The following is a 20,588-nucleotide window of genomic DNA, read 5'->3' as shown; positions in this document are numbered from 1 at the left end:
CCATGCGTCCCGGACCTGCGTCATGCGGACGCCGTGATGCGGACAGGGTCACGCCAGAGCGCGCAGCGCCGTCAGGGTCCTCTCCCCGCCCGGGTCGTCGGGGACGCTGGCGGCCACGACCGCGACCTCGTCGACGCCCGCGGCCGCGTACTCCGCGAGCCGGGAGCGCACCGTGGCGCGGTCTCCGACGAGCCCGACCGCCGCGACCAGTTCCTGCGGGATCGCGGCGAGCAGGTCGCGCGGGTGCGGCCGGGTCCTGGCGAACCGCACCAGGTCGCCGAAGCCCGCCTCGTCGAACATCTCGCCGTAGCCGGGAGCGGCGAGATAGCCGACGACGGCCCGGCGGATCTGTTCGATCGCGGCGTCTGAAGGGTCGACGGCCGCGGTGACCCAGGCGGCCACTCTCGGCACGGTACGGTCCGCGCGCTCGGCCTCGTCCCGCATCCGGTCGACGAGCGCCGCCGCGGACTGCGGCGTGATGAGATTCAGCACCATCCGGTCGGCGTGGAGCGCCGCGGTGCGCACGGCGGACGGGCCGAACGCGGCGACGGTGAGCTCGGACTGCGGGGCGGGCAGCCGCAGGCGATACCCGCGGGTCCGCACCACCTCGCCCTCGAGCGTGGTCTTGTGCCCGTCGAGTAGTTGGCGCAGCGCCACCGCGGACTCCCGCAGTGCCGTTCCCGCCCGGCTCCGGTCACGGCCGTGCCAGTCGGCGACGACGACGTCGCTGGAGGTGCCGATGGCGACGCTGATCCGCCTCCCGGTGAGGCCGGTCACCGAGGCCGCGCCGCGGGCGATGGTCATCGGGTCACGTACGGACACGGGGAGCGGACCGAGCGTCAGCGCGATCTCCCCGGTGACGCCGGCGACCCGGGTGGCCAGGGCGAACGCGTCGTACGTCGCCATCTCACCGATCCACAGCTCGCCGTACCCGAGGCGGTCGGCGATCTCGGCGGTGAGCAGCGCCTCCTCCGGAGGGCGGTCCTGCCAGTAACCCAGGGACACGGACAGACGGGGGATCGTCACACGACACGCTCCAGGACGGCCAGGCTCGGCGACAGGGTGAATACGCAGGTGTCCGGCATCGAGGTCGTCCGGCCGGGCGAAGCCGGTCGGCCCGGACTCGGCAGGCGTGGAAGCCGCTCGGCACACGGGGGGTCGTCTCGGCCTGCGGCGGCCCGGTCCGCGAGCGTCATCACGCGCCTCCCTCCCTGCCGCAGGCCACTGTAGAAGATCGCCGCGATGTCAGTCACGCGCACCGTCGTCGATCTGGACCGGGTAGCCCGCGCGTATGGCGGCGACGGTCGCCTATCGCGCCCCCGCCCAGGCGGAGTCATCCGCATGCTCCTCCGGGCGGCGGCGCGTTCGTGGCCGGGTCACCAACCGCGGCGCTCATCGGTCTGCTCGGCGGGGGCCGGGCTCATTCGCTCAGGCGCCGGACCTTGAGCACGTTGTCCGTCCGCGTGGCGAGGGTCCCGTCGGGGGCGGTCTGCAGCCGCTCGTGTTCCTCGCAGAGCAGGACCTCCCACCTGCCGTCCGGGAGCCGGAGGGATTCCAGGACCTCTTCCGGCGTCGGCAGCACCATGTGGGCGTGGTCGTGGTCCCAGGGGGCGGGCCCCGCGTGCCCCACGATCAGCAGCGTGCCGCCGGGCGCGACGGCCGCGGCGGCGCTCCGCAGGATTTGCTCCCGCGGCATCTCCATGGGCGAATGCAGGAAATGGGCCGAGACGAGATCGAACTCCCCGTCGGGGAAGGACACGCCGAGGTCGTGGTGCCGCCAGTCGACCAGGTCGGCGACCCCCTCGGCCTCCGCCTGCAGGGCGGCACGGTCGAGGGCGACGAGGGATATGTCCGTGGCCGTCACGCGCCAGCCCTGCCGGGCGAGCCAGATCGCGTCGGCTCCCTCGCCGCATCCCAGGTCCAGGGCGCTGCCCGGTTCGAGACCGGTGACCTCACGGACCAGGATGACGTTGGGATTCCCGCTCCAGATCCGGCCGGAGCCGCCGTAGCGGGTATCCCAGAACTCTTCGCTCGACATGGTGTCCTCGGTCATCGCCGTCCGTCCTCCTGTGTGTCGTGGTCGATGAGTACGCATGCTGCAGCCGTACGACGGTGGTTGACAAACTTCGTTGCCAGACCGGCAAATAGAGGCATGGCAGACGATCTCGCGAGCGTGCTGACCGCCGTCGGCCCGAGGCTGCGCGCCCTGCGGCGGGAGCGGGACACCACCCTGGCCCAGCTGAGCGAGGCGACCGGCATCTCGCTCAGCACGCTCTCCCGCCTGGAGTCCGGGCAGCGCAAGCCGACGCTGGAACTGTTGCTGCCCCTGGCCAAGGCGTACGGCGTGCAACTGGACGAGCTGGTCGGCGCGCCGGTGACCGGGGACCCCCGCGTCCACATGCGTCCCTTCACCCGGAGCGGCAGGACCTTCGTGCCGCTGACCCGCCACTTCGGCGGCCCGCAGGCCTACAAGGCGATCATCCCCCCGGGACCGGCGGAGTGCGCCGACCCGGAGCTGAAGACCCACGAAGGCTACGAGTGGCTCTACGTGCTCTCGGGCCGGCTGCGGCTGTTCCTGGGCGAGCACGACCTCGTCCTCACCGCGGGGGAGGTCGCCGAGTTCGACACCCGCACGCCACACGCGTTCGCGAACGCCGGGCCCCGGCCGGTGGAGGTCCTCATGCTGTTCGGCCCGCAGGGGGAGCGGCTGCACGTGCGGGCACGCCCGAAGGGCTCCTGACGTGCGCGAGGCCCGCTCGGTGATGACGTCGGTCGCGGATCCGGCCTGAGAACCCGGACATGTCGCTACCGACGCGTCGCAACAAGGGGAGGAGCCCGCGTCAGGGTGTGGCTTTCCACACCCCCAGGGCTCCGGTCATCCGTCCCGGTTCGGCGGACGGCCACATGGTCCCCGCATCCTGGCGCCTCATAGGTTCGCCTCATGAACGCAGTTGATCTCGACGGGGCGACCGGGTGGGCGATCGGACTGATGGAGGGGTTCGGGGCGCCGGGCGCGGGCCTGGCGATCGCCCTGGAGAATCTCTTCCCGCCCCTGCCCAGTGAGGTGATCCTGCCTCTGGCGGGCTTCACCGCGAGCAGAGGAGACATGAGCCTCGTCGCCGCCCTGTGCTGGACGACCCTGGGATCGGTCATCGGAGCGCTGGCCCTCTACTGGGTCGGAGCGCTGCTCGGCCGGGACCGCACGGTGGCCATCGCTGCCAGGCTGCCGCTGGTCAAGGTGACCGACATCGAGAAGGCGGAGGCGTGGTTCGCCCGGCACGGCACGAAGACGGTGTTCTTCGGGCGGATGATCCCCCTGTTCCGCAGCCTCATCTCGGTTCCCGCGGGAGTCGAGCGCATGCCGCTGGGCACCTTCCTCGGCCTCACCCTCTCCGGAAGCCTCATCTGGAACACGATCTTCGTGATGGCGGGATATCTGCTCGGCGAGAGCTGGTCCCTGGTGGAGCAGTACGTGGGCGTCCTGTCCAAGGTCGTCGTCGTGGCGGTGGTCGTGGCCGTGGTCTGCTTCGTCGCCGTACGGCTCCGCGAGCGGCCGGGCGCGGGCAGGCACGCCCGATGACGGACCCGTCGGCCGACACCGTGGACCTCGTGCGCCGGACGGCCCCTGGCACGGCCGCCAGGCGCCGGATCGCCCATGCCTGAGCAGCCGGAACGCCTGATCACGCGGATGGCGCGGGCGGGACGGGTGCTGGCGGCGCTCGTCCTGGGAACGCTGACCGCCGCGGTCGAGATGGTCTTCCTCCTCCTGGCCGGGCCCATCCTGCTCGCGTCGCGCGTCCATCGGCGGCGTGGTCCCGCGCCCGCGCGGTTCGTGCTCCTCGCCGCCGGCGGGCTGGCCGAGCTGGAGGTGCGGCGCCTCGGCCTGTTCGGCGGCCCGGTCGTCTCCGAACGCCGCGGGAGCCGGGTGATCGCCTACCTCGCGGTCCGGTGGCTCGTCGGCGTGCTGGGCGGTCTGGTGCTGTTCCTGCTGGGTCTCGGCGCCGCCACCGGGGTGACGTTCGTGGTGGGCTGGTCGCAAGGGCAGAACCCGGACGGCATCCCGCCCACGCCCTGGATCGTGGCCTACCTCGCGGTCGCCGGGGCGGTCATGCTCTTCCTCGACATCATGGGCATCGTCGGGGTCGCGGCCCTGGAAGTGGGGATCGCGCGGCGTTTCCTCGGCCCGAGCTCCACTGAGGCGCTGGAGCGGCGCGTCGCCGAACTGGCGGAAAGCCGGGCCGGCATCGTCGCCGTGGTCGATCAGGAGCGGCGCAGGATCGAGCGGGACCTCCATGACGGCGTCCAGCAGCGGCTCGTGGCCCTCGCTCTCCTGATCGGCCGGGCCCGCCGGGGCCGTTCGCAGGAACACCTGGAGGACCTCCTCCGCCAGGCCCAGCAGGAGGCGCAGGAGGCGCTGAGCGAGCTGCGCGAAGTGGCCTGGCGGATCTACCCGACCGGACTCGACTCGCTCGGACTGCACGACGCCCTGTCGGCCGTCGCGGGACGCGCGGGCGTCCCCGTCACCGTCCGGTACGGTCTGGCCCGGCGGCCCGCCGGCATGGTCGAGACCGCCGCCTACTTCGTCGTACGGGAGGCCGTCGCCAACGCGGCCAAGCATTCGGGGGCTCGGGAGGTCGTCGTCGAGATCGAAGAGGAGGGCGAGATGATCGTCGTGCGGGTGAGGGACGACGGGTCCGGCGGCGCCGACCCGTCCGGCGGCGGACTGTCCGGGCTGGCCCGCAGGGTCGCCGCGCTCGACGGGCGCTTCACGGTGGACAGTCCCCCGAACGGCCCGACGACCATCACGGCGGAGCTCCCATGCGGTTGATCCTGGCCGAGGACTCGACGTTGCTCCGCGAAGGGCTGGTCCGGCTGCTCGAAGAGGAGGGCCACGAGGTCGTCGCCGCGGTGGGCGACGGCCAGGCCCTTCTCGACGCCGTCGGCGCGCACAACCCGGACCTGGTGGTCGTGGACGTCCGCATGCCTCCGACGCACACCGACGAGGGGCTGCGGGCCGCGCTGGAGATCCGGCAGCGCCGGCCGGGCGTCGCCGTGCTCGTGCTCTCCCAGTACGTCGAGAAGCGCTACGCCACGGAGCTGATCACCGCGGACACCGCGGGAGTGGGATACCTGCTGAAGGACCGGGTCGCCCAGGTCGGCGAGTTCATGGACGCGCTGGAACGGGTCAGGGCGGGCGGGGCGGCCTTCGACCCGGAGGTGGTGCGGCAACTCCTGGCCAGGACGACCCACACCGACCCCCTGAGCCACCTGACGCCGCGCGAGCGGGAGGTGCTCGACGCGATGGCGCAGGGCTACACGAACGCCTCCATCGCCGAGCTCCTCCACGTCTCCCAGAGCGCCGTGGAAAAGCACATCAGCGCGATCTTCGACAAGCTCGAGCTGTCGCACATCTCGGGGTACAGCCTGCGCGTGCTCGCCGTCCTGCGTTATCTCGGCAGCTGACGGCCGTCCTCCCGCCTCCGCCCCGGCGGGGGTGAGGCGCCCGTGCTCGGGCGGAGGGGGGAGGAGCCGTGGGTCAGTGCGGTGCGTTGCCGGCCACCTCGGGGGAGGGCGGCTCGGCCTCGACGGCGGGCGTCCCGCCGCCGCCCTCCCGCTCGTCCCGCCGGGACTTGAGGATGCTGGCCAGCGTGGTCACGGCGAGCACCGACACGATGACGCCGAGGGAGACCCAGTTGTTGATCTCAGGCACCCAGGTGACGTGCTCGCCGCCGTTGATGAACGGCAACTCGTTCTCGTGCAGGGCGTGCAGCACCAGCTTCGCGCCGATGAAGCCGAGGATGACCGCCAGGCCGTGGGAGAGGTAGACGAGCTTCTCCACGAGCCCGCCGAGCAGGAAGTAGAGCTGCCGGAGCCCCATCAGGGCGAACGCGTTGGCCGCGAAGACCAGGAACGCGTCCTGGGTGATGCCGAAGATGGCCGGGATGGAGTCGACGGCGAAGACCAGGTCCGCCCCGCCGATGGCGACGATGACGATGAACATCGGGGTCACCCAGCGACGGCCGTCCCGCTTGATCGTCAGGTGTGACCCGTGGTACTCGTCGGTCACCGGGAACAGCTTGCGCACCAGCCGGACGAGGCCCCCGTTGGGGTCGTACTCCTCCGACTCCTGCTTGTCGGTGGCGAACTTCCAGGCGGTGTAGATGAGGATCCCGCCGAAGATCCAGAAGATCCAGCTGAAGTTCTGGACGGCCTGAGCGCCCACGGCGATGAACACGCCGCGCATGACGAGCGCCATCATGATCCCGATGAGCAGCACCCGGTGCTGGTGGATCGCGGGCACGGCGAAGTTCGCCATGATGATCATGAAGATGAAGAGGTTGTCGACGCTCAGCGAATACTCGGTGATGTATCCGGTGGCGAACGCGGCCGCCTGGTCGCTGCCCCCGAAGATCCAGACGCCGATTCCGAAGGCCACGGCGCAGCCGATGTAGAACGTGACCCACTTCGCCGCTTCACGCACGGTGATCTTGTGGGGCTTCCTGTCGACCACGAGGAGATCGAGCAGGATGAGGGCGAGCAGGCCGGCGAGGGCCGCGGCCCAGACCCAAGCGGGCACGGACATAGGTGGTGGCATGCGTGATCCTCCGACTGGGCGTTGGTACGTCTGTCGGAGGTCTTCTCCGCTCGCCTCGTGCGAGCCGACCGCGCCGGGACGTGACAGTCCGTGATGACGACGGGCCGCGAAGGAGTACTCCCCTCCACTGTCTCGGGCCCATTTTCCCCGTAACACGCGGCCAAGGTCAAGGCAGGGCGGACACGGTGCGCCGGGTGGCGGCCACGGTGCGTCGCCGAAAGGGCCGGTCGGGGCGGGCCGAAAGCCTGGTCGGAGGGGCCGGAGGGTCAGCGGCCGGCGACGGACAGGACGACGTCGACGAGCCGCTCGGCCGCGTCCGGGCGGCCGTGCTCCCGCGCCCGTGCCGCCATCGCGGCGCGCATGCGAGGGTCGCCGAGCAGCGGGGCGACCGCCTCCTGCAGGCGGGCGGGGGAAACCTCGCCGAGCAGGGCGATCGACGCCCCGGACTCGTGCAGGTGCCGCGCGTTGTGCGCCTGCTCCCCGCCGGCGGAGCTCGCCAACGGGATGAGCACCGACGCCTTGCCCAGCGCGGTCAGTTCGGCGATCGTTCCGGCGCCGGACCGGGAGACGACCACGTCGGCCAGGGCCAGGACGTCGGGCAGTTCCGGGCCGATGTAGTCGGTGAGGTGGTAGCGGGCCGCCAGTCCCGGCGGGAGCCCGGCGACGCGCCTCCGGAGATCGAGGAGGTTCGCCGGGCCGCACTGGTGGATCACATTGGCGTGGGCCAGCAGCCACGGGAGCACGGACAAGATCAGCTCGTTGATCTGCTGCGACCCCTGGGCTCCGCCGGTGACGTACACGGTGGGCCTGGCGTGGTCGAAGGCGAAGCCGTGCGGGCGGAGAGCGTCGATGGCCTTGCCCGGATGGCCCGACAACACCTCGGGACGCACCGGGTTGCCGGTGACGACGGCGGCCGGCCGGGCCGAGTCGGGCAGCAGCGGCAGAGTCGAGTCGGACGACACCGCCACGCGGGTCGCGGCACGGGCGAGCATCCTGTTGGCGAGGCCGAGCCGGACCGTCTGCTCGTGGACGACGAGGGGGCGGCGGCACATCTTCGCGGCGAGCCCCACGGGGACGGCGACGTAGCCGCCGGTGGCCAGGACGACGTCCGGGCCGAAGTCGGAGACGATCGACCGTGCCTGCGCGACGCCGAGCGGGACGCGCCCCATGTCCTTGACGTTGGCCGGGGAGACCAGCTTCAGCGGGTTGCGGGAGCGGCGCACCTTCCCGGTCGCGACCTCCGCGAACGGGATGCCTTCGCTCGCCGCGACGCGGGCCTCGAGTCCGTTGGCAGTACCGACCCACAACACCTGCAGCGCGCGGCCGCCGGCGGCGAGCCGGGCATGCAGCGTGCGGATCGCGGTGAGGGCCGGGTAGGTGTGGCCGCCCGTCCCGCCTCCGGTGACGATCAGGCGGAAGGGCCACTCCGGGCTGTTCATGAGGCTCCGACTCTGGCGACGCGATGGACGCAGCAAAGGATACGGGCGACGTCGCGGCACTGTGATCCGGGTTGTCGTCGCGAGCGGGAGCCGGGCCGCTCTGCCGGTCGCCCCGGCTCCCGTGCGGAGGAGCCTGCCGGCCGGGGCCGGCAGGCTCACACACGGTTTCTCAGGAGCGGCGCAGGCGCATGGTCAGCACCTGGAACGGGCGCAGCCTGAGCGGGACGGCGCCGTCGGCGTCCACGGCGACCTGCTCGCCGGCCAGCGGGCGCTCCAGCAGGTCGTCCACCTCCACCGCCGAGACGGGGAAGGCCGGGAGCAGCCGGGTGACCCCCCGGCCGCCGAGCGACTCGTAGACCCGGACGATCACGTCGCCCGAGCGGTCGTCGGCGAGCTTGACCGCCTCGATCCGGACGGACCGGCCCTCGGCGGTCACCAGCGGCACGGGGGTCTCGCCCGACCCGCCCGCGGTCACCCGGAGCGGCATGTTGAGGGCGTAGCCCGACGCCACCGCGTCGGCGACGGACGCGCCCGGGACCAGCGCGTACGTCAGGCGGTGCCTGCCCTGGTCGGCCTCCGGGTCGGGGACGCGGGGCGCCCTGACCAGGCTCAGCCGGGCGGTCGTGGTCGTCCCTCCGTCCGGCCGGGTGGTGCGGCCCACGTCGTGGCCGTAGGTGGAGTCGTTGACGACGGCCACGCCGTACCCGGGCTCGGAGAGGTGGATCCACCGGTGGTTGGAGACCTCGAACCGGGCCGCGTCCCAGCTGGTGTTGGTGTGGGTCGGGCGGAAGATGTGGCCGTACTGGATCTCGGCGGCCGAACGGTCGGCGTGCACGTCGAGCGGGAAGGCCGCCTTCAGGATCTTCTCGCGCTCGTGCCAGTCGATCTCGGTCTCGATCTCGATCCGCGGGCTGCCCGCCTTCACCCGGACCGTCTGGACGATGCGGGACGCGCCGAAGGAGCGCTCGATCCGGACGGCGGCGAGGAGCGGCCCGCTCTCGGTGACCGTGATCGAGTCGACCCCGGTGAGGTCGGCGTGCTGCCGCCGGTAGTGGCGGTCGATGTCCCAGGCGTCCCAGTGGTTCGGGAAGTCGGTGTGGAGCTGCAGCAGGTTGCCCCGGGATCCGGGAGCCAGGACCTCGCGGCCGGCCACCAGGTCCCTGACCGAGCTGAACAGCCCCGCCTCGTCGATCTCCACCCGGACCACGCCGTTGTCGATGGTCGTCCCCGTCACGGTGACGGGGGCGGGCGGCGCCGACGGGGCGCCGAGCCGTACCGCGCCGGATCCGGGCACCTCGGCGAAGACGGCGGCAGACCCGTCGGAGAGGACCTGGCCGGCTTCGGCTCCGAGCTCGGCGGGGACGGTCACGACCTCGGCGCGCGCCTCGGGGCTGGTGTTGAGCACCCACGCGGACTGCCCGGCCCCGGCCAGAGCCCCGGCCGCCGCCGAGACGATCGCCTCGAGGTCGGCGCGGACCTGGGCATAGGTCGCCTCGGCCTCGCGGTGCACCCACGCGATCGAGCTGCCCGGCAGGATGTCGTGGAACTGGTGCAGCAGCACGATCTTCCAGAGCCGGTCGAGCTCCTCGTGCGGGTAGTCGAATCCGGCGTGCACCGCGGCCGTCGCCGACCACAGCTCCGCCTCGCGCAGCAGGTGCTCGCTGCGCCGGTTGCCCGCCTTGGTCCTCGCCTGGCTGGTGTAGGTGGCGCGGTGCAGCTCCAGGTAGAGCTCGCCGGACCACACGGCCGCGTCGGGCTGCTCGGCGCGGGCGGCGGCGAAGAACTCGTTGGGGTCCTCGATCACGACACGCGGGGAGCCCTCGAGGTCGCGCAGGCGCCGGGCCTTCTCCAGCATCTCGCGGGTGGGGCCGCCACCGCCGTCACCGTGGCCGAAGGGCAGCAGCGAGCGCACGCCCGCGCCCTTCTCCGCGTAGTTGCGCACGGCGTGCGCCAGCTCCTCGCCCTTGAACGTGCCGTTGTAGGTGTCGGCGGGCGGGAAGTGCGTGAAGATCCGGGTGCCGTCGATGCCCTCCCACCAGAACGTGTGGTGGGGGAACTTGTTGGTCTGGTTCCAGGAGATCTTCTGGGTGAGGAACCAGTCGTTCCCGGCGAGGCGGGCGAGCTGCGGGTATGCGGCGGTGTAGCCGAAGGAGTCGGGCAGCCAGACGCCGCGGGTCTCCACTCCGAACTCGTCCATGAAGAACCGCTTGCCGTGGACGAGCTGGCGGGCCAGGGCCTCGCCGCCGGGCAGGTTGCCGTCGGCCTCCACCCACATGCCGCCGACGGGCACCCACTGGCCCGCCTTGATCGCCTCGCGCATGCGCTCGAAGATCTCCGGGTAGCGCTCCTTGACCCACGCGTACTGCTGGGCCTGCGGGCCGGAGAAGACGAACTCGGGGTAGTCCTTGGCCAGCGCCGTGACGTTGGAGAAGGTCCGGGAGGTCTTGCGCTTGGTCTCCCTGATCGGCCACAACCACGCGCTGTCGATGTGCGCGTGCCCGGTCGCGGAGACGGTGTGGGCGCTCGCGTGCGCGGGGGACGACAGCACGTCCACGAGGAGGGCCCGGGCCTGCTCCGCCGTACCCGGGACGTCCTGGATGTCGATGGCGTCCATGCAGCGCTCGAGCGCGCGGAGGATCTGGTGCCTGCGCGGGTTGTCGACGGGCAGCTCCGCCATGAGCTCCTTGAGCACCTCGATGTCGAGTCGCAGGTGCCAGACGTTCTCGTCGAGGACGGCCAGGTCGGCGTAGGCGAAGCGGTAGAGCGGCTTGTCGCCGGCCGTGGTCTTGTCGCCCAGCGGCGTGGGGAGGAAGTCGCCGGCCAGGATGTCGGGGTTGGCCGCCATCTCCAGCAGGAGCCCGACCTGCTCGCCGCCCTGGCTGGGGCCGGCCACCGGGACGTACTGGTTCTGCGGCTCGATCCCCTTGATGGGCCGCCCCTCGAGGTCGTAGACGAGCGCCTCGGCCTGGCCGCCCGGCCAGTCGCCGATGAAGCCCAGGTCGAAGACGGCCTCGACCCGCCGCCCGGCCCATTCGGCCGGCACGGTGCCGGTCGCGCGCAGCCAGGTGGTGGACCAGGGCCTGCCCCACAAGGTGCCCGCCTCGAACGGCTCGTAGTCCGCGGCCAGCGCCTCCGCCACGGGCACGGGCTCGTCGGGGACGTGCCACGCCGCCAGCGTCAGCGGAACGCGCTCGGCGTGGACCGCAGGGGCGATGCGCTGGCGCAGCACCCGGTCGATCCGCGCCTCGACGAGCTCGCGGTCATCGTGCATCGGTGTTCAGTTCCTTCCACGAAGGTAGCCGAGCTGAGGGAGCTCCTGTTCGTAACGTTCCAGGAGCCGTCCGGCAAGTTTGACGGAGTCGACGAGCGGGTGAACGGCCAGGGCGCGCACAGCGGCCTGGCGGGAGCCGGTGGTGGCCGCCTCGATGACCGCGCGCTCGACCGCCTTGACGCTGCTGACCAGGCCCTGAGCGTGGTCGGGGAGCGGGTCGACGGCCACCGGCCGGGCGCCGTTGGCGTCCACGAGGCAGGGCACCTCGACCACGGAGTCGCCGTCCAGTGCGCCGAGGGAGCCGCGGTTGCGGACGTTGAGGATGAGCGTCGTGCGCTCGTCGAGGGCGATCGCCCGCATGAGCGCGAGGGCGACCTGCTCGTAGCCGCCGGACTCCAGGTCGCAGGACTCGCGTTCCCCGGCGCCGACGGCCTCGCGGTTCTCGGCCATGTACGTGGTCTCGCGCTCCAGCCGCGTGGTCTCCCACAGGCCCAGTGCGGAGCCGGTCGTCTCCGTGTAGAAACGCCGCTGCTGGTCGATGAGCAGCGCCCCGCGCGTCTGCCGGGCCGCTCGCGCGGCCGTGACCGCCTCGCGGTTGAAGTAGTAGTAGTGCAGGTACTCGTTGGGGATGGCGCCGATCGTGCGCAGCCACTCGGCGCCGAAGAGCTTGCCCTCCTCGAAGGAGGTCAGGGCGTCCTCGTCCTGGAGCAGGCCGGGGAGCAGGTCGCGGCCCTCGACGCGTACGGCGCGCAGCCAGCCCAGGTGGTTGAGGCCCGCGTAGTCGAGCCAGACGGCGGCCGGGTCCACCCCGAGCGCGGACGCGACGCGGCGGCCCAGTCCGACCGGCGAGTCGCAGATGCCGATGACGCGGTCGCCCAGGTGACGGGACATCGCCTCGGTGACCGTGCCGGCCGGGTTGGTGAAGTTGATGACCCAGGCGTCGGGGGCGATCGCGGCGACCCTGCGGGCGATGTGGTCGGTCACGGGGAGCGTGCGCAGGCCGTAGACGATGCCGCCGGCCCCCACCGTCTCCTGGCCGAGCACTCCCTCCTCCAGGGCGATCCGCTCGTCCACGGCACGGCCCTCGAGCCCGCCGACGCGGATCGCGGAGAAGACGAAATCGGCTCCGGTCAGGGCCTCGTCGAGGTCGGTGGTGACGTGCACCTCCGGGGCGTCGGCGACGCCCTCCGCCTGCTCGGCGAGCACCCTGCCTATCGTCGCGATCCTGGAGGCGTCCAGGTCGTACAGGGTCACATGGGTCACCCTGCCCTTCCCCCGGTCCGCCAGGAGCGCCCGGTAGACGAGCGGGACCCGGAAGCCCCCGCCACCGAGAATGGTCAGCCTCATACCTCGATCACCTCTACCCCCGCTTCGCGCAACGCGGTGCCGGTCACCGGCTCCACGGGCGCGTTCGTCACCACGATGTCCAGATCACCTGGCTCACAGACCTTTGCCATGCCCGTCCCGGGGAACTTGCCGACGTCGGCGACCAGGACCACCTGGTCACTCGCGGCGATCATGGCCCGTTTGACCGGGACCTCCACCACGGTGGTGTCCATGACGTGCCCACCGGGGCGTATCCCGCTCGTGCCCAGGATCAGCCGGTCGGCGTGCACCTGCCGCAGGTTGTCCTCGGTCAGGAAGCCGACCAGCGACCGATAGTCGCGCCGCAACATCCCGCCCAGAAGCATGACCTGTACGTCCTCCTCGTCATGGAGTTCGTCCAGTACGGCGAGACTGCTCGTGATCACGGTCAGCGAGCGGCCCTTGAGTTGCCGGGCCACCCGGTGCGCGGTCGTGCCTATGTCGAGCAGCACGGTCTCGCCGTCCTTGACGAGCTCCGCGCAGCGCCGTGCGATCGCGTCCTTCTCCGCCGACCTGACCTCGGCGACGTCCACGAACGGGTCGTCCCTGTCGTCGATCGGCATCGCGCCGCCGTGCACCCGCCTGAGCAGTCCCTCCTCGCCGAGCTGCACGAGGTCGCGCCGAATGGTGGCGTGACTCGCGTCCAGCCGTTCCGCGAGCAGCTCGACGGTGGCCGGGCCATCGGATCGGAGGATGCGCAATATCAACTCGTGCCGTCGGTCCCTGAGCATGTCAGCGACCTTAGCGTGCAAAGTCGCTCACATCCATAGGTCAATATGAGCAATTTCAGTCAGACTCTTGCTAAAGGAGTGCTCATGGGTGCACGATCCTGCGTACTCGGTTGGCGCGATCCAGCCCAAATCAGTTCATTATTCTCACAAGGTGGGTAATGCCGCATGACCGCAGACGTGGACGTGTTCCTGTCTGGGCTGCTCTTCTACGACCTGGTCTTCACCGGGCTTGAGGGCGCACCCAAGCTGGGCGCCGAGACGTGGACCACGGGCATGGCGTCGGGGCCCGGCGGCATCGCCAACTTCGCCGTCACGCTCGGACGGCTCGGGCTGCGCACCTCCCTGGCGGCCGCGTTCGGAGACGACTCCTACGGCCGCTACTGCTGGGACACCCTCGAGTCCGAGGGCGTCGACCTGACGCCGTCGCGGCGCCTGGCCGACTGGAGCACGCCGGTGACCGTCTCGCTGGCCTACCAGGGGGACCGGGCTCTGGTCACCCACGGCGCGGAACCGCCGGGCGGCCCCGAGGGCGAGCTCGGCGAGCCGCCCGCGGCCCGCGCGTCGATCCTCCATCTCGGCACGGGACCCGTCCGCGGCAGCGGCCTGATCTTCGCCGACCTGGGCTGGGATCCCTCACAGGAGTGGTCGCCGGAGATGCTGGATCAGCTCGCCGGATGCCACGCCTTCATGCCCAACGCGTACGAGGCGATGAGCTACACCCGGACCGACACGCCCGAGGCCGCGCTGGCGAAGCTGGCCGACCTCGTGCCACTGGCGGTCGTCACCTGCGGAGTCGAGGGCGTGCTGGCCGTCGACGCCACCACGGGGGAGTCCGCCCGGGTCCCGGGCCTCTCCGTCGACGCGATCGACCCGACCGGCGCCGGCGACGTGTTCGGCGCGAGTCTCGTCGCCGCCACGCTCGCCGGCTGGCCGCTCGCCGATCGGCTGCGGTTCGCCAACCTGTCGGCCGCGCTGTCCGTGCAGGGCATCGGCGGGTCGCTGGCGGCGCCCGGCTGGTCCGGGATCGCCCGCTGGTGGCACGACGTCACCGATCCGGAGCTGCGTCGTGCGTACACATTTCTCTCCGATGTCATCCCTGATGAAAGGCCCTGATATGGAACTCTCCCGGAGAAGGCTTCTTCAGGTCGCGCTTCTTTCCGCAGGTTCGGCCGCGCTGGCCGCGTGCGGCTCCGGCTCCGGTTCGGGGTCGGACGCCAAGGAGTTGACGCTCTGGTACTGGGGCGGAGGCCTCAGCGACAAGGTCGTCGCCGACGCGGTGAAGCACTTCACGCAGACGAAGCTGAAGCCCTCGGTGATCGGCGGCGACTTCAAGCAGAAGCTCGTCACCACGCTGACCGGCCGCCGGTTCGTCCCCGACATCACCGGCGTCAAGGGCGAGGACATCGCGTCCCTGCTGGTCCAGGCCGACCGGTTCATCGACCTCAACACGCTGGGCGCGGACAAGCTCGCGTCCCAGTTCGTGGACTGGAAGTGGAAGCAGGGCTCGACCAAGGACGGCAAGCTCATCGGCTTCCCGATCGACATCGGCCCCACCGCCATGTACTACCGCCCCGACGACTTCGCCAAGGCGGGGCTGCCCACGGAGCCCGCGGACGTCGCCGCCGCCATGTCCACCTGGGACGACTACTACGCGGCCGGCGTGAAGATGAAGCAGGCGAACACCGGCGCCAGCCTGGTCATGGACATCCCCACGATCTTCCAGATGGTCATCGGCCAGGGGACCAAGCGCTTCATCGACGAGAGCGGCAAGTTCATCGGCGACCAGGACCACGTCCGCAACGCCTGGGAACTGGCGATCAAGCCCATCCAGCTCGGCATCGCCGCCCCGCAGGCCGGCGAGAGCGACCAGTTCACAGCCGCCAGCAAGGGCAAGTCGCCGTCCCTGTTCGGCGCCGCATGGCGCGGGCAGGACCTCAAGAACGCCCTCCCCGACGACACGGGCAAGTGGCGGGTGGCCGCCATGCCCGGCGGCCCCTCCAACTACGGCGGCTCGTTCCTGGCCCTGCCCAAGGAGTGCCGCAACCCCCAGCTGGCCTTCCAGATCGTCACGTGGCTGCTCAGCCCGGAGAACCAGGGCCGCGGCTTCACCGACGCCGCGCTCTTCCCCTCCAGCCCGGCCGCCTACACGCTGCCCGCGCTGACCGCTCCGGACCCGTACTTCGGCGGGCAGAAGACCGTCGAGGTCTTCGGAGACGCCGCGCAGAAGATCCCGGTCAGCTACGAGGCGCCGGCCGACGCCGCGGTGTCCGCGCCGTACTTCGACGAGGTGCTGAGCGTCTGGGCGAAGGGCAAGAACCCCGACACCGCCTGGGCCGACGCGGTGAGCAAGGCCAAGGAGATCGCCGAGCGTCAGGGTGTGAACTGACGTGACCGACACCCGCACGACGCCTCCCCGCGAGGCTCCCCCCGGGGCGCGCCCCGCGGCGGGGCGCCGTCGGGGGGCGTTGAGAACCTACTGGCCGCACTACCTGGCCATCTCGCCGTTCTTCCTGCTGTTCCTGGTGTTCGGCCTGGTGCCGGTGCTGTTCTCGCTGTACCTCGCGTTCCAGCACTGGGACGGCATCGGCGACATACAGTTCGTGGGACTTCGCAACTTCGCGTTCCTCGTGAAGGACTCCACGTTCTGGCTGTCGTTGTACAACACCTTCGTGATCTGGATCATGTCCACGGTCCCGATGTTGTTCCTGGCACTGGTGCTCGCGGTACTGCTCAACTCCAAGGTCCGCTTCACCTCGGTCTATCGGATCGCGTACTTCATCCCGAACGTCACCTCGCTGGTGGCCATCGCCATCGTCTTCGGCGCGGTCTTCAGCACCAACCAGGGCCTGATCAACGCGATCCTGGGCTCCTTGCACATCGGCGCGGTGCCGTGGCTGAGTAACGAGTGGACGATCAAACTCGTCATCGCCAGCCTCATCACCTGGCAGTGGACGGGCTACAACGCGATCCTCTACCTGGCCGGCCTTCAGGCCATCCCGACGGAGATGTACGAGGCGGCCAAGATCGACGGAGCGGGGCCCGTCCAGACGTTCTTCCGGATCACGATTCCGCAGCTCCGGCCGATCATCCTGTTCACCGTCGTCGTATCGACGATCAACGGGATGCAGACCTTCACCGAGCCGCAGGTCCTGTTCGGCGGCAACGCCTCCATCAACCCCAACTCCGGCGGGCCGGGGCAGGCGGGCCTCACCGCGATCCTGTACTTCTACCGCGAGGCCTTCAGCAACAACGACTACGGGTACGGCGCCGCGATCGCCTGGGCCGTCTTCCTCGTGATCCTGCTGTTCACGGCCATCAACTGGCGCATCGTCTCGCGCCGCGAGAAGGGGACGGCGTAGTGACCGCGATACGGCTGAAGAAACTCGCCCTGCATCTGGCGATGCTCGTGGGCGTCCTCATCTCCCTGTTCCCGTTCTACTGGACCGCCGTCATGGCGACCAACACGACGCGGGACATGTACCGGACGCCGCCGAAGCTCGTCTTCGGGCCCGAGTTGTTCTCCAACATCGCCCGGGTCTTCGAGAACATCGACTTCACGGGGTCGCTGCTCAACACGGTCATCGTGGCGTGCTCCACGACCGTGCTGGTCCTGTTCTTCGACTCGCTCGCGGCCTTCACCTTCGCGAAATACCGGTTCCCCGGGCACCGGGCGTTGTTCGGCGTCCTGCTGCTCACGTTCATGCTCCCGGCGCAGCTGTCGCTGATCCCGCAGTTCGTGATCATGGTCAACATCGGATGGGTGGGCACCATCAAGGCGCTCATCATCCCCGCCGCGGCCAACGCCTTCGGCATCTTCTGGATGCGCCAGTACATCCAGGGTGCGGTGCCGGACGATCTGATCGCCGCCGCGCGTCTCGACGGCGCGGGGTTCTTCCGGCAGTACTGGAACGTCGCGTTGCCGATCATCCGCCCAGGCCTGGCGTTCCTGGGCATCTTCACCTTCATCGGCTCATGGAACGACTACGCCTGGCCGCTGATCGTCATGACCGACCCGTCGAACGTGACCCTCCAGGTGGCGCTGTCGCAGCTCAACACGTCGCACAACACGGACTTCAGCATGGTCATGGCCGGTGCGCTCCTCGCCATCGCGCCGCTGGTCGTGGTGTTCGCGTTGTTCGCCCGCGGCTTCGTCGCCGACGCCATGAAGGGTGCGTTGCGTGGCTGACCTGCCCGTATGGGCGTCCCCCGAGATCACCGGATGGCGCCGCCTGCCCGCGCACGCCGTGCCGCGTGCGGGCCTCACCCTGGACGGCCGGTGGCGCTTCCAGCTCCTGCCGCATCCGGACGCCGCCCTGTCCGGCCGGTGGGCGGAGATCGAGGTCCCCGGCTGCTGGACGATGCAGGACTTCGACGACGTCCACGGCGTAGGGGACCTGCCGCAGTACACCAACTTCGACATGCCCTGGCCGGACCTTCCGCCGCGCCCCCCGTCGGCCAACCCGACGGGCGTCTACGAGCGGGAGGTCGACGTGCCCGCGGAGTGGGCGGGACGTCGTGTGGTCCTGCACGTCGGCGCGGCGGAGAGCGTCCTGATCGCCAGGGTGAACGGGATCGACGTCGGCATCGGGAAGGACTCCCACCTCGCGGGGGAGTTCGACGTGACCGGCGTCGTACGGCCCGGCGAGTCCAACACCATCGGGCTCACGGTGGTCAAATGGTCCGACGCCACCTTCGTCGAGGACCAGGACCAGTGGTGGCACGGAGGCGTGACCCGCCCCGTGCGCCTCTACGCCACCGACCCGCTGCATCTCGACGACGTCCACATCAGGGCGGGCCTCGCCGACGGCGGAGCCGGTGACCTGGCGGTGGAGGTCCGGGTCAGGTCGGCGGACGGCATGCTGCCCGACGGCTGGCGCGTGTCCGCCTGGCTGGACGGTGGATCCTCCGAGCCGCAGGTCGAGCTTGGGACCGACGAGGAGTTCGCGGCGCTGGCCGCCGAGCGGGAGCAGGTCTCCGGCTGGCTGGGCCGAATCCGGCTGCGCGCGACCGTGCCCGCCGTACGGGCGTGGAATGCGGAGACGCCGGAACTGTACGGCCTCACCGTGCGCCTGTTCCGCCCCGACGGCACCGTCGCCGACGAGTCGCGGCACCGGGTCGGGTTCAGGACCGTCGAAATCGTGGGCAGGGACCTGCTGGTGAACGGCGTCCGCGTCTACATCAGAGGGGTCAACAGGCACGACTTCCACCCGCGGACCGGCAGGGTGGTGTCGGCCGAGGACATGCGCGCCGACCTCGTGACGATCAAGCGGTTCGGCTTCAACGCCGTGCGCACCTCCCACTATCCGAACGACCCCGCCCTCCTCGACCTCGCCGACGAGCTCGGGCTCTACGTCGTCGACGAGGCGAACATCGAGAGCCACGCCTACGCGACGGAGCTCGCCGACGACCCGGCCTACCTGCCGGCCTTCCTCGACCGGGTGTCGCGGATGGTGCGCAGGGACAAGAACCACCCGTCCGTCGTCATCTGGTCGCTCGGCAACGAGAGCGACTACGGCGTCAACCACGACGCCGTGGCCGGCTGGCTGCGCGCCTACGACCCGACGCGGCCGCTGCAGTACGAAGGCGCCGTCAGGTACGACTACGAGCACGGTAAGGCCGCGAGTGACATCGCCTGCCCGATGTACGCCTCGATCGACGACATCGTGGGCTACGCGCGCTCGGGCAGGCAGACGCGCCCGCTCATCCTGTGCGAGTACTCCCACGCGATGGGCAACAGCAACGGCTCGTTGTCGGACTACTGGGCGGCCATCGAGTCCACGCCCGGTCTGCAGGGCGGCTTCATCTGGGAGTTCTGGGACCACGGCCTGCTGCAGCGGGTCTCCGACGGCCGCCCCGCCGCCGAGGGCGGCTACGCGGCCGGGGTGACCGAGCCCGGCTACCGCTGGGCGTACGGCGGCGACTTCGGAGACCGTCCCAACGACGGCAACTTCTGCCTCGACGGGGTGGTCTTCCCCGACCGCACGCCGAAGCCGGTCATGTTCGAGCATCGGGAGCTCGCCGCCCCCGTGCGGATCGAGCTCGCGGAGGCGGCCGGCCCGGAGGGCGGGGTGCGGGTGCTGGTGCACAACCGGCAGCACTTCCGCGACCTCTCCTGGCTGACCGCCGAGTGGGAGCTGACGGCGGCCGGTCGCACAGCGGGGGCTGCCGACCGGCTCCAGCCCGTCCCGGCGGCGTTGCCGCCGATCGCGCCGGGCGGTTCCGGCGTGGTCGAGGTGCCGCCGGAGCTGCTCGCCGGGGTGTCCGGGTCAGGTGAGGTGTGGCTGACCCTGCGCGTGACCACCCGAGACGACCTGCCCTGGGCGCCCGCCGGAACCACGGTGTGCCTGCCGCAGGTCCGGCTCCGCGACGAGAGCCGCGACCTGACCGCCCGTGTGGGCGACCTGACCGCCGGCCCCTCTTCGGTGGAGGTCGACGGGGAAGGGCTGCTCGTCCATCCCCTGCTGGCGAGCCCGCCTGTGCTCAGCCTCTGGCGTGCGCCGACCGACAACGACCGCATCGGCGGGCTCGCCGCCCGCTGGGAGGAGCAGGGCCTGCACGCGCTGACCCGCGAACCCCTCGAGGTCGTACGGCAGGGCGAGCGAGTCGTCGTCCGCGCCCGCTACATAGCGGCGGGGGGCGTCTCGATCGCGCACGAGCAGGTCTTCACGCCGACGGCCGGCGGAGTCCTGATCGAGGAGACCGCCGTGCTGCCCGACGCGCTGGCCGACGTGGCCCGCGTCGGCTCGGTGTGGGAGACGGACGCCGGGTTCGACGACTTCGAGTGGCTCGGCCAGGGGCCGTGGGAGACCTATCCCGACCGCTGCGCGGGCGGCCCGATCGGCGCGTACCGTGCGAGGGTGGACCGGCTCTTCACGCCGTACGCCCGGCCGCAGGAGAGCGGCGGCAGGCACGCGGTGCGCCGGTTCGCGCTGACCGGTGACACGGCACGGCTGGCCGTACATCTCGACGAGCCGCGCCAGGTGAGCGTCACCCGCCACCGGGACGCCGACCTCGCGGCTGCCCTCCACCACGACCAGCTCGTCCCCCTTAGCGGATGCGTCGTCCACATCGACGCCGCCCACCGGGGCCTGGGCACGGCCTCCTGCGGGCCCGACGCCCTGCCGCCCTACCAGGTCGGTTCCGGCACCTACTCCTGGTCCTGGATCCTGTCCTTCACATGAAGCGGA

The 20,588-nt window shown here is 71.0% G+C and carries 17 protein-coding genes; 9 read left to right on the top strand and 8 right to left on the bottom strand.

Annotated features, from left to right (window positions below; translation table 11 throughout):
• Positions 1–48: 48 nt before the first annotated feature.
• The 3 genes from Pph01_RS07530 to Pph01_RS07520 all read right to left on the bottom strand — a co-directional run bounded on the left by Pph01_RS07530 (position 49) and on the right by Pph01_RS07520 (position 2,053).
• On the bottom strand, positions 49–1,026 hold the full coding sequence (locus Pph01_RS07530; RefSeq protein WP_204072224.1) for an LLM class F420-dependent oxidoreductase: 978 nt from the start codon (positions 1,024–1,026) through the stop codon (positions 49–51).
• On the bottom strand, positions 1,023–1,253 hold the full coding sequence (locus tag Pph01_RS07525) for a hypothetical protein (RefSeq protein ID WP_204072223.1): 231 nt from the start codon (positions 1,251–1,253) through the stop codon (positions 1,023–1,025). The genes Pph01_RS07530 and Pph01_RS07525 overlap by 4 nt, the downstream gene beginning before the upstream one ends.
• Before the next feature lie 167 nt (positions 1,254–1,420).
• Complete coding sequence (locus Pph01_RS07520; RefSeq protein WP_204072222.1) at positions 1,421–2,053, bottom strand: class I SAM-dependent methyltransferase; 633 nt, start codon at positions 2,051–2,053, stop codon at positions 1,421–1,423.
• Between the two features lie 99 nt (positions 2,054–2,152).
• Between Pph01_RS07520 and Pph01_RS07515 the strand changes: the two genes are divergently transcribed.
• From Pph01_RS07515 to Pph01_RS07500, 4 genes are all read left to right on the top strand, one after another.
• Positions 2,153–2,740, top strand: coding sequence for a helix-turn-helix domain-containing protein (locus Pph01_RS07515; RefSeq protein ID WP_204072221.1), 588 nt, complete (start codon positions 2,153–2,155; stop codon positions 2,738–2,740).
• Between the two features lie 201 nt (positions 2,741–2,941).
• Positions 2,942–3,580 carry a DedA family protein gene (locus Pph01_RS07510; RefSeq protein ID WP_204072220.1) on the top strand — a complete coding sequence of 213 codons (639 nt, stop codon included), beginning with the start codon at positions 2,942–2,944 and terminating at the stop codon, positions 3,578–3,580.
• 75 nt (positions 3,581–3,655) lie between these two features.
• Entirely contained in the window at positions 3,656–4,828 is a 1,173-nt protein-coding gene (locus Pph01_RS07505; protein ID WP_204072219.1) for a sensor histidine kinase, read from the top strand.
• Entirely contained in the window at positions 4,819–5,463 is a 645-nt protein-coding gene (locus tag Pph01_RS07500; RefSeq protein WP_204072218.1) for a response regulator, read from the top strand. Before Pph01_RS07505 ends, Pph01_RS07500 begins: the two co-directional genes overlap by 10 nt.
• A 73-nt stretch (positions 5,464–5,536) precedes the next feature.
• On the opposite strand, the gene Pph01_RS07495 is transcribed toward Pph01_RS07500, so the two are convergent.
• The 5 genes from Pph01_RS07495 to Pph01_RS07475 form a co-directional block, all read right to left on the bottom strand.
• Positions 5,537–6,583 (bottom strand): TerC family protein, encoded by a 1,047-nt coding sequence (locus Pph01_RS07495; protein ID WP_204072217.1) that lies wholly within the window; start codon positions 6,581–6,583, stop codon positions 5,537–5,539.
• Positions 6,584–6,861: 278 nt separating this feature from the next.
• Positions 6,862–8,034 (bottom strand): UDP-N-acetylglucosamine--N-acetylmuramyl-(pentapeptide) pyrophosphoryl-undecaprenol N-acetylglucosamine transferase, encoded by a 1,173-nt coding sequence (locus Pph01_RS07490; protein ID WP_204072216.1) that lies wholly within the window; start codon positions 8,032–8,034, stop codon positions 6,862–6,864.
• A 169-nt stretch (positions 8,035–8,203) separates the two neighbouring features.
• Positions 8,204–11,305, bottom strand: a complete 3,102-nt coding sequence (locus Pph01_RS07485) for an alpha-mannosidase (RefSeq protein WP_204072215.1) — start codon at positions 11,303–11,305, stop codon at positions 8,204–8,206.
• Positions 11,306–11,311: 6 nt separating this feature from the next.
• Positions 11,312–12,652 carry a 6-phospho-beta-glucosidase gene (locus Pph01_RS07480; RefSeq protein ID WP_204072214.1) on the bottom strand — a complete coding sequence of 447 codons (1,341 nt, stop codon included), beginning with the start codon at positions 12,650–12,652 and terminating at the stop codon, positions 11,312–11,314.
• The gene (locus Pph01_RS07475) at positions 12,649–13,401 is read right to left on the bottom strand and encodes a DeoR/GlpR family DNA-binding transcription regulator (protein WP_204072213.1); all 753 of its coding nucleotides are present in this window, start codon (positions 13,399–13,401) and stop codon (positions 12,649–12,651) included. Before Pph01_RS07475 ends, Pph01_RS07480 begins: the two co-directional genes overlap by 4 nt.
• Before the next feature lie 165 nt (positions 13,402–13,566).
• On the opposite strand from Pph01_RS07475, the gene Pph01_RS07470 reads away from it, so the two are divergent.
• From Pph01_RS07470 to Pph01_RS07450, 5 genes are read left to right on the top strand one after another with little or no spacing between them, the layout of a single operon-like run.
• Complete coding sequence (locus Pph01_RS07470; protein ID WP_204072212.1) at positions 13,567–14,514, top strand: carbohydrate kinase family protein; 948 nt, start codon at positions 13,567–13,569, stop codon at positions 14,512–14,514.
• A gap of 1 nt (position 14,515) precedes the next feature.
• Entirely contained in the window at positions 14,516–15,787 is a 1,272-nt protein-coding gene (locus Pph01_RS07465; RefSeq protein ID WP_204072211.1) for an ABC transporter substrate-binding protein, read from the top strand.
• A 1-nt stretch (position 15,788) separates the two neighbouring features.
• Entirely contained in the window at positions 15,789–16,760 is a 972-nt protein-coding gene (locus Pph01_RS07460) for a carbohydrate ABC transporter permease (protein ID WP_204072210.1), read from the top strand.
• Complete coding sequence (locus Pph01_RS07455) at positions 16,760–17,587, top strand: carbohydrate ABC transporter permease (RefSeq protein WP_204072209.1); 828 nt, start codon at positions 16,760–16,762, stop codon at positions 17,585–17,587. Before Pph01_RS07460 ends, Pph01_RS07455 begins: the two co-directional genes overlap by 1 nt.
• A complete protein-coding gene (locus tag Pph01_RS07450; protein ID WP_204072208.1) occupies positions 17,580–20,582 on the top strand; it encodes a glycoside hydrolase family 2 TIM barrel-domain containing protein in 3,003 nt (1,000 codons plus the stop codon). The genes Pph01_RS07455 and Pph01_RS07450 overlap by 8 nt, the downstream gene beginning before the upstream one ends.
• The last annotated feature ends 6 nt before the right edge of the window (positions 20,583–20,588 follow it).

Origin of the sequence: Planotetraspora phitsanulokensis (genome assembly GCF_016863295.1) — a bacterium.
In the GTDB taxonomy this organism is placed as follows: Bacteria; Actinomycetota; Actinomycetes; order Streptosporangiales; family Streptosporangiaceae; genus Planotetraspora; species Planotetraspora phitsanulokensis.
This window is presented reverse-complemented; position numbering and strand designations above follow the sequence as displayed.